Genomic DNA, 11726 nt, shown 5'->3' on the forward strand with positions numbered 1-11726 from the left:
GAAAGCGCGGAGGTCGTCGTCGCCGACGACTGGGCGGACGGGATGTCCGCCTCTCTGCGCGCCGGTCTCGCCGCGGCCACCGGCGACGCCGCGCTCGTGACGCTCGTCGACCTCCCCGAGGAGCCCGCCGCCGTCGGCGCGCGCATCCTGGCGGCGGCCCCGGACTCGCCCGACGCGCTCACGCGAGCCGTCCACTCCGGTCGCCCCGGTCATCCGGTGCTCATCGGGCGCGCGCACTGGGCGGCGCTGGAGGGCGGGCTGCACGGCGACTCCGGAGCCCGCGACCACCTGCGCGCCCGCGATGCGGTCGAGGTGGAGTGCGGCGATCTGGCAGACGGCCGCGATCACGACGGGCCCGCCTGATCCAGCGCGTCGCCGAGCGCCCGCCAGGCGAGTGTCGCGCAGACCGAGCGGACGGGGTTGGCCGCCACTGCGAGCAGCGCCTCCTCGTCGCCGAGCACGGGGTCGGCGACCCGCAGCCTCATCGAGGTCAGGAACGCCCCGACGCGAGAGCGCAGGGCGTCCTCGTCGAGTCCGTCGAGCCCGTCGACGAGCAGCGACGCCGAGCCCTGGGACAGCTCGCAGCCGCGTCCCGTCCAGCGCAGCGACACGGAGTCGTCGACGCGCACGACGCGCACCGCGAGCCGGTCGCCGCAGGTCGGCGTGAGCAGCTCGGCGCGCCCGAGCACGTCCTCCCCCGCGTCCTCCGCGATCCGGCCGACCGGGTGACGGGCGTGGGCACGGATCAGATCCGCGGCCTCGACGGCGCTCACGCCCGATCCTCGATCTCGGAGAGCTCGGCGTAGACGGTGCTGATCCCGGCGATCCGCTCGCGCGCCTCGCGCGGACGGGCGCCGAGGACCCCCGAGGCGAGCAGCGCGACCGCGCTCATCGCCGCGGCGTAGCTGTCGAAGGCCGCCTCGCTGTCGACCGGGCACTCGAGCCAGACCGCGGTGCGGTCGGCGAACCGGCGGGCCCGGGGATCGGCGAGCAGCACGACCGGCACCCCGCGGTCGGCGAGTCCGTCGAGCAGCGCCGCGAACGACGAGGGCCGGCGCCGGAAGCCCACCAGCACGACGACGTCCTCGGCGCCGAGCCCCACGATCTCCTCGCCCAGCGACTGCCCCGGCTGCGGGGCGACCCGGACGCGCGCCCGGGCCTGGGCGAGCTGCTGGCGCAGGTGGAGCGCCACGGGGTAGCTGTTGCGCATCCCGACGACCACGACCTCGCGGGCGTCGGCGACGAGCCGCACCGCCCGATCGAGGCGCCCGTCGCCGAACGTCGAGGCGAGGCGTTGCAGATTGGCGCGCTCGCTCTCGAGGTGGGCGGCGATGGGGTCGCCGTGGGCGGAGGCCGGTCCGACGGGGACCCCGGAGCTGCGCAGCGCGCGGGCGTGCTCGCGCACCTCCTGCGAGTTCGAGAAGCCGAGGCGGCGGAAGAGCCGCGACACCGTCGCCTTCGACACTCCGCTGTGCGCGGCGAGCTCGGTGGCCGTGTAGATCGCGAGATCGCCCAGGTGGTCCAGGATGAAGTCGGCCGCCCGCTGCTCCTGCCGCGAGAGCGACGCGTAGCCCGCGTCGATGCGGTGCCCGATGCTCGGCAGCGCCTCGGCGTCGGAGGGAGCGGCCGTCGTCATGCCCGCGACCTCGCGAAGGCGTGCACCGCCGCCTCGAAGGCGTCGAGCGCCACGGCCACGTCGGCCTCGGTCACGTTCTCCTCGGGGTGGTGGCTGACGCCGCCCTCGCAGCGGAGGAAGAGCATCGCGTAGTCGGTGAGCTCGGCGATCGCCATGGCGTCGTGGCCCGCCTTCGAGAACAGGACCATCGGCTCCTCGTCGCCGGTCGCGCGGATGCCCTCGCGGATCACGTCCTGGAGCGCCGCGGACGCGACGACGGCGGGAGCGCCGTGGGTCTCCTCGACGGTCAGCGAGAGACGGCGGCGGCCGGCCGACTCCGACATCGCGTGCTGGATCCCGTCCCACACGCGGTCGCGGACGTCGTCGAACTCGGCGCGCAGGTCGATGCTGAACTCGACCCGGCCCGGGATCACGTTGACCGCGCCGGGGAACGCCTCGAGGCGGCCGACGGTCGCGATGCAGCCGTTGTCGCGGGCGATCCGCTCGACGGCGAGCACCGCCTCCGCAGCCCCGGTGAGCGCGTCGCGGCGGCGGTCGAAGGGCACGCCGCCCGCGTGACCGGCCTTGCCGGTGAGCGTGACGGCGAAGCGGCGGGCGCCGGCGATGGAGGAGACGACTCCGAGCGCCCGATCGGCCTCCTCGAGGTACGGGCCCTGCTCGATGTGCGCCTCGAGGTAGCCGAGCAGGTCGTCGGCCGCGCGCGCCGCCGTCGAGATGCGGGAGGGGTCGAGTCCGAACTCGTGGAACGCCTCGACGAGCGTCGTGCCCTGCGCGTCCTCCAGCTCCCACCAGTGCTCGTCCCAGGTGCCGGCGACCGCACGCGATCCGAGCAGAGCGGTGCCGAAGCGGGTGCCCTCCTCGTCGCCGAACGCGACGACCTCGATCGCGAACGGCAGGCGGACGCCCGCGGCGTTGAGCCGCGAGACGACTCCGATCGCCAGCATCACGCCGAGGATCCCGTCGTAGCGGCCGGCGTCGATCACCGTGTCGAGGTGCGAGCCGAGCATCAGCGCGGGCTGACCCGGCGTGGCCCCCTCGTAGCGGCCGCACTGGTTGCCCGCGGCGTCCTGCCACGAGCGCATGCCCGCCTCCTCCATCCAGGCCGCCGCCATCGCGTTGACGCGGGCGTGCTCCGGAGAGAGGTAGACGCGCTCGATCGCGCCGCGCGTGCTCGAGACGGCCGCGAGCAGGTCGCAGCGCTCCATGATCGCGGCGGCGTCGACGGCGCTCACGCGGCGCCCCCGTACACGCCGTAGGCGCCGTCCACCCCGCCGCCCGGGGCGACGCGCGCACCCGCCCGGCGCAGCACCGCCTCGAGTGCCGCGAGCGTGGTCAGCACGGTGTCGGGGCGGGCGTTGTAGCCCATCGTGCCGATGCGCCACACCTTGCCGTGCAGCGGACCGAAGGACGTGCCGATCTCGATGCCGAAGTCCTCGAGCATCGCACCGCGCACCGCGTCTCCGTTCACTCCCTCGGGGATGCGGACCGCGACGACGTTGCTCATCTTGTGCGAGACGTCGCCGAAGACCTCGAGGCCGAGGCCCTGCACGCCGGCGAGCATCGCCGCCCCGTGCAGCCGGTGCCGGGCGATCGTGTTCTCGAGCCCCTCCTCCACGATGATCCGGGCGCACTCCCGCGCGCCGTAGAGCATCGTGGTGGCCTCGGTGTGGTGGTTGAGCCGGCGCGGACCCCAGTAGTCGAAGACCATGCCGAGGTCGAAGTAGTTCGAGCGGACGGGGTGCGCGCTGACCGCGTCGCCCTCGTCGCGGATGCCCGCCTCGATGCTCTTGCGCGACTCGATGACCGCGACGGCCTTCTCCGAGAAGGTGGCGGGCGCCGACCCGGAGGGTCCGCCGAGGCACTTCTGCAGCCCGGCCGTGACCGCGTCGAGCCCCAGCTCGTCGGTCCGGAACGGGTTGCCCGCCAGCGACGCCGTGACGTCGGTGTAGAAGAGCACGCCGTGCTTCTCGCAGATCGCGCCGAGCTCCTCGAGCGGCTGCGCCATCGTGGTCGAGGTGTCGCCGTGCACGACGGCCAGCACCTTCGGCCGCACCTTCTCGATCGCCTCCGCGATGACCGAGACGGGGAACACCTGGCCCCACTCCGCCTCGATGACGTGCACCTCGGCTCCGCAGCGCTCGGCGATCTCGCGGAGGAGGTGGCCGAAGCGGCCGAAGACGGGCACGAGCACGCGGTCGCCCGGCTCGAGCATCGAGACGAGGGCGGCCTCGATGCCCGCGCGGCTGGTGCCGTCGACGAGCAGCGTCTTCTCGTTCTCCGTGACGAAGACGCGGCGGTAGAGCTCCTGCGTCTCGGTCATGTACGCGGTCATGGAGGGGTCGTACTGGCCGACGAGCTGCGCCGACATGGCGCGCAGCACGCGGGGGTCCGCGTTGATCGGACCGGGGCCCATCAGGAGCCGCGGGGGCGGGTCGATCGGCAGGAACGTCGAGATCGCGGGCGCGGTCGGAATGGGAACCACCTCTTCACGGACGGGGACGCAGGAGGAAAACCTGTTTCAAGCGCTCAGCATACGGAACAGACGTTTCACCCGTGTTTCGGCGCACCCGGCGATCAAGACCGGCCGAAGGCGGCGGCGAGCTCGATCAGCGCGAGATCCGTGCCGCGCCCGCCGACCAGGCAGAGCCCGACAGGAGCCCCGTCCACGCTGAGCAGCGGCACCGACAGGGCCGGGTATCCGCCGATCCCCGCGACGCAGGTCATGCTCAGCGTCGCCGACCGCACCGCGTCGATCCGCTCGGCCGTTGCGTCGAGCGCCGGAGCGGGCGAAGAGGCGGAGGGCAGGAGCAGCACACGGCCGTCGAGGGCGGCGTCGAGCGCCTCCCTGAACCCGGCGAGACGCAGCCGGGCAGCGGCGACGGTCTCGGGGGCCAGCAGCGAGGCGGCGTCGAACCGGCTCTGCACGTCCGGAGCGAGAGCACCCGGATGCGCCGCGACCCACTCGCCGTCGGCGGCCCACGCCTCCGCCGCCTGCACGGTCCGGAAGGCCTCGAACATCCCGTCGACGGGCGGCAGCTCGACGCCCTCGGGGGCCCGGAGCACTCCGGAGGCGACCAGCGCCTCGACCACGTCCGTGAACGCACTCCGCACGGCCGGGTCGGCCGACGCGAGCAGGGCCGGCGCGATCGCGACGCCTCCGCCGAGCGGGCGCTGCCGGGATCCCCGCAGTCCGACCCGCGCCGTGCGCAGCAGCGTCGCGGCGTCGCGCGTCAGCCAGCCCACGGTGTCGAAGCTCGGAGCCAGCGGCAGCAGCCCGTCGACCGGCACCGCGCCGTGCGTCGTCCGCAGCCCCCAGAGCCCCTGGTACGAGGCGGGCACGCGGATCGAGCCCGCCGTGTCGGTGGCGAGGCCGACGGCCGCCTGCCCGAGCGAGACGGCGGTCGCCGGCCCGCTCGACGAGCCGCCCGGGATCGCGCCGGGCACGGCGGGGTTCGGCGGGGTCCCGTAGCCGGAGTTGCGGCCCGCGATGCTGTAGGCGAACTCGTCGGTCTGGGCGATGCCGCGGACGGCGGCGCCCGCCTCCAGGAGCATCGAGACGGCGGGTGCGGTCGTCGTCGACGGCCGGGACTCCGCGAGGCGGGCGGGGACTCCGGCGCCGATGCGCTGGCCCTGGACCGCGAAGAGGTCCTTGACCGCGACGTCGAGTCCGTCGAGGGCGCCCGGAGCCGTCGGCGGCACGAGCGGAGCGCCCACGACGCGCCAGACCCGTGCGTCGAGCGCCGGAGCGGGAGCCTGCACCTGCGCCGCGCGCACCCGCCACACACCCTCGGACCGCGACCAGAGCTGCGTCACCGTGCCCCGACCGCCGCCCGCCGGACGGTTCACCGACACGACCAGCGCCGTCGAGGCGTCGACGGCCCGCACGTGCAGCTGCTCGAGCGCGCGCCGGGGAGTGCCGCCCCGCCGCCCGCGGAAGCCGGTGATCGCCTCGTGCCCCACGAGAAGACCGGAGGCGTCGGCGCGCAGCGTCGTCGGCGCGTCCGCGAAGGCGTCCGCCAGCGCCGGCACGTCGTCGGCCGCCAGCGCCGCCTCGTAGGCCAGCACCGCGTCGACCAGTCCGTCCGGCAGCTCGCCCTCGAGCGTCGTCACCCGCGCGTCAGGCATCGAAGTCCGCCGTCCGGACGCGGGCGTGCACGCCCTTCACCAGGTCGACGACCTGCGAGATGTTGAAGTCGGTCGCCGCACTGAGGTACGCGTAGGCCAGGCTCGCGTCCATCCCGTAGCGGGCCTGCAGCAGCGCGATCGCCGCGCGCACGCAGTTCTGCACCGCGACGTCGAGGTCGGCGTCCATGCCGGTCGGCACCAGGAACTCGCTCGTCTCCCCCAGCGGCCCGACGAGGTCGCCGAACGCCGCGAGCGCGTCGGCGCGCGGCACCACCTCGAAGCGCACCCGCACCCGCAGGCTCGCCTCCATCGCCGTGAGCGCGACCTCCCCGTCGCCCTGCGCGAAGTGCGGATCGCCGACGTAGGCGAGCGCTCCTGGCACCTGCACCGGCAGGTAGAGGCTCGTCCCGGCCGTCAGCAGCGAGATGTCGATGTTCCCGCCGTGCGGACCGGGCGGCACGGAGTGCGGGCGCTCGTCGCCCGCGACCGCCACGCCCATGATCCCGAGGAACGGGTGCAGCTCGAATCTGGCCGAGCGCTCACCGCCCGCGACCAGCGGAAGCACTCCGCGCCGGATCCCGTCGGCACCGTCCTCGACGTGCGCGAAGGCGCTGAAGGGCCCCGCCGCGAGCGGGTACTCCCCCGGCAGCGCTCCGCGACCGTGCCGGTTCGAGATCACCCCGTACGGCACCCGCGGCTCGGCCTCGACCAGGGTCATCCGCAGCAGGTCGCCCGGCTGCGCGCCCCTCACGGCGATCGGACCGGTGACGACGTGCGGTCCGTCGGCCTCGACATCGCGGAACGGACCGGAGGCGGCGAGCTCGATCGCGTCGCGCAGCACGCCCTCGGGAGCGACGCCGTGCCCGCCGAAGAACGCGACCGGATCGCGGCCCTGGTCCTCCAGGACGCCCTCGTGGCTGAGGGTGTCGATGACGACCTCGGCACCGGAGTCGATCGTCAGCACCGCGTGGTCGCTCGCGCAGGGCAGGCGCCCCCAGAGCACGGAGTCCGCGCTCGCGGGCAGGTACTCCACGCCCTCCGGGATCGACTCACCGGGCTGCACCGCCCACTCCGCCAGCCGCATGCGCCGCCCGCCTTCCTGCGCGGGAGCCTCCCGCGACCGTCCGACAGTACCGAAGCCGTGTTTCGTCTCTTCGCGCGCATCCGTGGCAGGATCGGCGGGGCCGAGCCTCCGCTCCACCCCCGCGAGATGCACTCGAGCGCGCGACCCGCCGTCGCGAGCGTGCCGGAACGCCTCTCGCTGCTGTCTCCCCTCCCTCCGACGACAGGACCCCCGTGCTCCGACGCCTGCGCACCCGCACCGAGAACGTCCACCTCGGCCTCATGCTCGCCCTGACCTTCTCGACCGGCATCATCGACGCCGTCGGCTACCTCGGTCTCGACCGCGTCTTCACCGGCAACATGACCGGCAACGTCGTGATCCTCGGCATGGCGCTGGCCGGCGCGGACGATCTGCCGGTGATCGGCCCGATCATCGCTCTCGTCGGCTTCATGCTCGGCGCCGCCCTCGGCGGCCGCGTGCTGCGCCCCGTCAAGACCGGCTGGACCACGCGCTCGACCTGGCTGTTCACTGTCGTCGGCCTGCTGATGGCCGTCCTCGCGATCGTCCTCGGCGTCGTCCCCGAGCACCCGGAGCCGCTCGCGCTGAGCGTCACGGGCATCCTCGGTCTCGCGATGGGCCTGCAGGCGGCGACCGCCCGCCACATCGCGGTGAAGGACGTGACCACGGTCGTCGTCACCTCCACCATCACCGGCCTCGCCGCCGACTCCTGGCTCGGCAGCGGCAAGGGCCAGCCCTGGTTCCGCCGCCTCGCGGCCGTCGTGCTGATCGGGGCCGGTGCCGGTGTCGGAGCCCTGGCCCTCGACGTCGGCCTCTGGCTCGGCCTCGCGATCGCGGCCGCGATCACCCTGATCGCGTCGCTGTTCGGCCACCTCGTCGCGCACGTGAAGCACGCCCCGGCGCCCGAGAAGGCGACGGCCTGACGGAGCCGCGTCGGACCATCGGCTGAGCGGGGCGGCCGGCGCCCGACCGGCCTCGGCCCCTGCCTCGGCTGATGGTGCGCAGCGCCTACGCCACCCGCGGCAGCAGCTGGCAGTGCGGGCACAGGTGCGAGGAGCGGTTCATGAACGGCACCCGCACGATCGCCTCGCCGCACCGCGGGCACGGCTTCCCGGTCTGCCCGTAGGCGTTCAGGCTGTGCGAGAAGTACCCCGACGCGCCGTTCACGTTGACGTACTGCGCGTCGAAGCTCGTGCCGCCCTCGGCCAGTGCTCGCTCGAGCACCGAGCGCACCTCCGCGAAGAGCCGGCGGAGGCGCGGCTCGCTCAGCGACGCGCTCGAGCGCTCCGGGTGCAGCTCGGCCGCCCACAGCGACTCGTCCGCGTAGATGTTGCCGATGCCGCTGACGAGGGTCTGATCGAGCAGTGCCCGCTTGATCCCGCTGTTCCGGCGCCCGAGCGCCGTCACGATGCCGGAGAGGTCGAACGACGGGTCGAGCGGGTCCCGCGCGATGTGGGCCACCTGGGAGGGCAGTCGCGCAGCCCAGTCGCCGAGCGGTCCGTCACCGGAGTAGCCGCCAGAGGCGCCGTCCGGCGTCGGCTCGAGCGTGTCGATCGCCATCGAGCCGAAGATCCGCTGGTCGACGAAGTGCAGGGCGAGCTCCCCGTGCTCGGGGTGCTCGATGCCGATCCGGATGCGCGTCTGCCTCGCCGGCGGAGCATCCGCGGCCCGCAGCAGCACCTGCCCGCTCATCCCGAGGTGCACGAGCAGCGCCTCGTCGCGGCCGGCGGGCATCCAGAGGAACTTCCCGCGGCGCACGGCTCCGGCGAGTCGGCGGCCGACCAGCAGGCGCTCGAACGTGCCGTGCGGATGCACGTGGCGCTTCAGCGAGCGCTCGTCGACGATCTCGACACCGGTCACCAGGGATCCCGTGACGGCCGGGGCGAGGCCGGCGCGCACCACCTCGACCTCGGGCAGCTCGGGCACGTCAGGTCCCGGTGACGGGAGGGAGCGCCGCGAGCCGCGTCCACGCGTCCAGCGCCGCGGCCATCTCAGCGGCCTTCTTGCTCGTCCCCTCACCGCGGGCGGTGACGAGACCGCCGACGATCACGGTGGCCACGAACACCTTGTTGTGGTCGGGCCCGGTGGCGGCGATCTCGTAGCGCGGGGCGGGCGCACCGCGCTCGGCGGCCGCCTCCTGCAGGCTCGTCTTGGGGTCCATCGACACGCCGAAGCGTCCCGGATCCGCGCGGAGCGGAGCGATCAGGCGCAGGACGAGGTCCCGCGCGGCGTCGGGCCCGGTGCCGAGGTACACGGCTCCGATGATCGCCTCGACCGTGTCGGCGAGGATCGACGCCTTCTCGCGCCCGCCGGTGAGCTCCTCGCCTCGACCGAGCCGGATGAACTCGCCCAGACCGATACCGCGGGCGATCTCTGCCAGCGCGACCGTCGAGACGAGGCTCGCGCGCCGCTTCGCGAGGTCGCCCTCGCTGAGAGTCGGGTACTCCGTGTAGAGCATCACCGTGACGGCCTGCCCGAGGATCGAGTCGCCGAGGAACTCGAGGCGCTCGTTGTGCGGGATCCCCCCGTGCTCGAAAGCGAACGACCGGTGCGTCAGGGCGAGCTCGAAGAGCTCACCGTCGAGGCTCACGCCGAGCGTGGCCTCCAGACGCGACCGGTCGTCGCTGGAGGGTGATGCGGAGGTCTGGTTCACCATGGACCACTCGTCGCCCGCCGCTGAGCGGCGGACGGCCGGAGGAGTCGGATCAGACGTCGGCGACCTTGCGGCCCTTGTACTCGAGGAACAGCGCGGTGCCCGCGGAGTCCTCGACGACCTTGGCGCGGTGGGGAAGGCTGTAGACGACCTTGCCGTTCTCGACGGTCTTGACCAGCTTGGGGGCCTCGGCCTTCCACTGCGAACGACGGGCGTGGGTGTTCGCGCGGGACTTCTTCCTCTTGGGAACAGCCATGATTCTCTCTTCTCTACCTAAGGTCCCGTAACGGGGCTAGTCGGATTCGGTGCGGGCGTTCGCGCCTGCACCGCTGTCTGCGGAAGCTCCGGGCGCTGCGGCCCCGCCGTTCCCCGTCTCGCTCAACCCGGCGAGCGCGGCCCACCTGGGGTCGTGCGGCGCATCGGGTTCGCGCTCGGAGGAATCGGCCAGCCGCTCCCCCGTGACGGGGTCGAGGCCCGGACAATCCGGCCGGCAGACCGGCTGGAACGGCAGCGACAAAACCACCGCATCCCTGACCAGAGGTTCAAGATCCACGTGGTCGTCGTGAACCTCATAGTCGAAAGCTTCGTCAGAAGAGTACGCGAAAAGTTCCTGGAACTCGACATCGACAGGCAGGGAGATGTCGGTGAGGCACCGGCTGCACTCGCCGACGGCCTCCGCCGAGACCTCGACACTGGCCAGGATCCCCTCGTGCACCGACTCCACGCGGACGTCGAGCTCGATCGGAGCGCCCTCGCGGACGGCCACGATCCCCTCGCCGTACTGCTCGGGCGCGTCGATGTCGAGACGGTGCTCGCGCATCTCCCCCGGACGGCCGATGAGATCGCGCACGTGCACGGTGAACGGCGTCTTTCGGAAAGTAGTCACGAGGATCCATCTTACGCCCGGGAGCGCCGTCCGAGCGGGAGGCGCCGAAGTCGAGGGCGCACCGCACCCGAGGACGCGGCGCGGACCGGCCGAGAACGCGGAAGGGCCGGAGCCGTCGCGAGCGACGACCCCGGCCCGGGGGGCACGGATCAGGCGCCGCCCTCCTGCAGCGTCACCTCGATCGGCTCGAAGTCGGCGCCGCTCGTGTCGACGCCCTCCTCCTCGAGCTCGGCCAGCGCCTTCTCGACGTACTCGTTCGAGTAGGCCGTCTCCGGCGGGTCGTCGCTGATGATCGTCGCGCCGGTCTCGTTCTGCGTCTCCTTCGCGATGTCGACGGTCTGCTGCCAGGCGGCCTCGTCGATCATGCCGATGCCACCCGTCGAGGGCCAGATCAGCTTGTTGACCTCGTTGGTCATCCAGAGCTGGTGGCTCGTGCCGAGCGTCGATCCGGCAGCGGTCACGATGTCGGCCGCCTCCTCCGGGTTGTCCTTCGCGTAGATCCAGCCCTTGATCGAGGCCTTCACGAACGCGACGGTCTGCTCGGCGTACGCGTCGTCGCTCTCGAGCTTCTCGGCGTCGGCCCAGATGGCGTCCTGCAGCATCGCGGTGCCGACGTCGTTCCAGCTGATGACGTTCAGGTCGTCGGGCGTGTACAGCTCGCCCGTCTCCGGGTTCACGCTCTCGAGCACCTGCGCGTACTCGTTGTAGGTCATCGCCTGCGCCGCGTCGATGTCGCCGGCGAGGAAGCCGTTCATGTCGAACTGCTGCTGCACGAGCGAGATGTCGTCGAGCGAGACTCCGTCCTGCTGCATGCCGGCGAAGAGCTCCCACTCGTTGCCGTAGCCCCAGCTGCCGACCGTCTTGCCCGACAGATCGGCGGGCGAGGTGATGCCCGCGTCCTTGAACGAGATCTGCGTGGTGGCGCTGCGCTCGAAGATCTGCGCGACATCGGTGATCGCCGCGCCCTGCTCGATCGATCCGAGCACCTTCGGCACCCACGAGATCGCGTAGTCCGCGTCTCCGGAGGCGAGGACGTCCTGCGGCACGATGTCGCCGCCGCCCTCGGCGATGGTCACGTCCAGGCCCTCGTCCTCGTAGTAGCCCTGGTCGAGAGCGGCGTAGTAGCCGGCGAACTGGGCCTGGGCGACCCACTGCAGCTGCAGGGTGACCGGCGTGAGGTCGCCCTCGCCGGATCCCGAGCCGCCGTCGTCGGTTCCGGATGCGCTGCATCCGGTGAGCGCGAGACCGACGGCGGCGAGCCCCGCCGTCGTGGTCGTCGCGATGCGCGTGCGTCTGTTCACTGTTCCTCCTGGTGGTGTGGTGCAGGACGTGCCTGGGCGGTGCT

General features: G+C 72.9%; 13 protein-coding genes. 2 read left to right on the top strand and 11 right to left on the bottom strand.

Going from position 1 to position 11726, the window contains the following annotated elements; translation table 11 throughout:
* Positions 1 to 363 (top strand): nucleotidyltransferase family protein (locus NB037_RS11210; RefSeq protein WP_251945764.1); only part of this gene is annotated, 363 nt, incomplete at its 5' end.
* Here the strand turns inward: NB037_RS11210 and NB037_RS11215 are convergent.
* From NB037_RS11215 to NB037_RS11240, 6 genes are all read right to left on the bottom strand, one after another.
* Positions 345 to 773, bottom strand: coding sequence for an iron-sulfur cluster assembly scaffold protein (locus NB037_RS11215; RefSeq protein WP_251945766.1), 429 nt, complete (start codon positions 771 to 773; stop codon positions 345 to 347). The two genes, NB037_RS11210 and NB037_RS11215, sit on opposite strands and share 19 nt — an antisense overlap.
* Entirely contained in the window at positions 770 to 1636 is an 867-nt protein-coding gene (locus NB037_RS11220) for a MurR/RpiR family transcriptional regulator (protein ID WP_251945768.1), read from the bottom strand. Before NB037_RS11220 ends, NB037_RS11215 begins: the two co-directional genes overlap by 4 nt.
* Positions 1633 to 2868, bottom strand: coding sequence for an allantoate amidohydrolase (locus NB037_RS11225; RefSeq protein ID WP_251945770.1), 1236 nt, complete (start codon positions 2866 to 2868; stop codon positions 1633 to 1635). Before NB037_RS11225 ends, NB037_RS11220 begins: the two co-directional genes overlap by 4 nt.
* The gene (locus tag NB037_RS11230; RefSeq protein WP_251945813.1) at positions 2865 to 4049 is read right to left on the bottom strand and encodes a pyridoxal-phosphate-dependent aminotransferase family protein; all 1185 of its coding nucleotides are present in this window, start codon (positions 4047 to 4049) and stop codon (positions 2865 to 2867) included. Before NB037_RS11230 ends, NB037_RS11225 begins: the two co-directional genes overlap by 4 nt.
* A gap of 161 nt (positions 4050 to 4210) precedes the next feature.
* Positions 4211 to 5761 (bottom strand): AtzH-like domain-containing protein, encoded by a 1551-nt coding sequence (locus NB037_RS11235; protein WP_251945774.1) that lies wholly within the window; start codon positions 5759 to 5761, stop codon positions 4211 to 4213.
* Positions 5754 to 6845, bottom strand: a complete 1092-nt coding sequence (locus tag NB037_RS11240; RefSeq protein WP_251945776.1) for an acetamidase/formamidase family protein — start codon at positions 6843 to 6845, stop codon at positions 5754 to 5756. The genes NB037_RS11235 and NB037_RS11240 overlap by 8 nt, the downstream gene beginning before the upstream one ends.
* 212 nt (positions 6846 to 7057) lie before the next feature.
* Between NB037_RS11240 and NB037_RS11245 the strand changes: the two genes are divergently transcribed.
* On the top strand, positions 7058 to 7765 hold the full coding sequence (locus tag NB037_RS11245; RefSeq protein ID WP_251945778.1) for a YoaK family protein: 708 nt from the start codon (positions 7058 to 7060) through the stop codon (positions 7763 to 7765).
* Positions 7766 to 7850: 85 nt separating this feature from the next.
* On the opposite strand, the gene mutM is transcribed toward NB037_RS11245, so the two are convergent.
* From mutM to NB037_RS11270, 5 genes are all read right to left on the bottom strand, one after another.
* Positions 7851 to 8768, bottom strand: coding sequence for a bifunctional DNA-formamidopyrimidine glycosylase/DNA-(apurinic or apyrimidinic site) lyase (gene mutM, locus NB037_RS11250; RefSeq protein ID WP_251945780.1), 918 nt, complete (start codon positions 8766 to 8768; stop codon positions 7851 to 7853).
* Between the two features lies 1 nt (position 8769).
* Positions 8770 to 9498 carry a ribonuclease III gene (gene rnc / locus NB037_RS11255; RefSeq protein ID WP_251945782.1) on the bottom strand — a complete coding sequence of 243 codons (729 nt, stop codon included), beginning with the start codon at positions 9496 to 9498 and terminating at the stop codon, positions 8770 to 8772.
* A gap of 49 nt (positions 9499 to 9547) precedes the next feature.
* Positions 9548 to 9751 carry a 50S ribosomal protein L32 gene (rpmF, locus tag NB037_RS11260; RefSeq protein WP_207402392.1) on the bottom strand — a complete coding sequence of 68 codons (204 nt, stop codon included), beginning with the start codon at positions 9749 to 9751 and terminating at the stop codon, positions 9548 to 9550.
* A gap of 36 nt (positions 9752 to 9787) precedes the next feature.
* Positions 9788 to 10315, bottom strand: a complete 528-nt coding sequence (locus NB037_RS11265; RefSeq protein ID WP_207402535.1) for a YceD family protein — start codon at positions 10313 to 10315, stop codon at positions 9788 to 9790.
* A 215-nt stretch (positions 10316 to 10530) separates the two neighbouring features.
* The gene (locus NB037_RS11270; RefSeq protein ID WP_251945784.1) at positions 10531 to 11682 is read right to left on the bottom strand and encodes an ABC transporter substrate-binding protein; all 1152 of its coding nucleotides are present in this window, start codon (positions 11680 to 11682) and stop codon (positions 10531 to 10533) included.
* Positions 11683 to 11726: the final 44 nt, after the last annotated feature.

This window comes from Rathayibacter rubneri (assembly GCF_023743255.1).
GTDB lineage: Bacteria > Actinomycetota > Actinomycetes > Actinomycetales > Microbacteriaceae > Rathayibacter > Rathayibacter rubneri.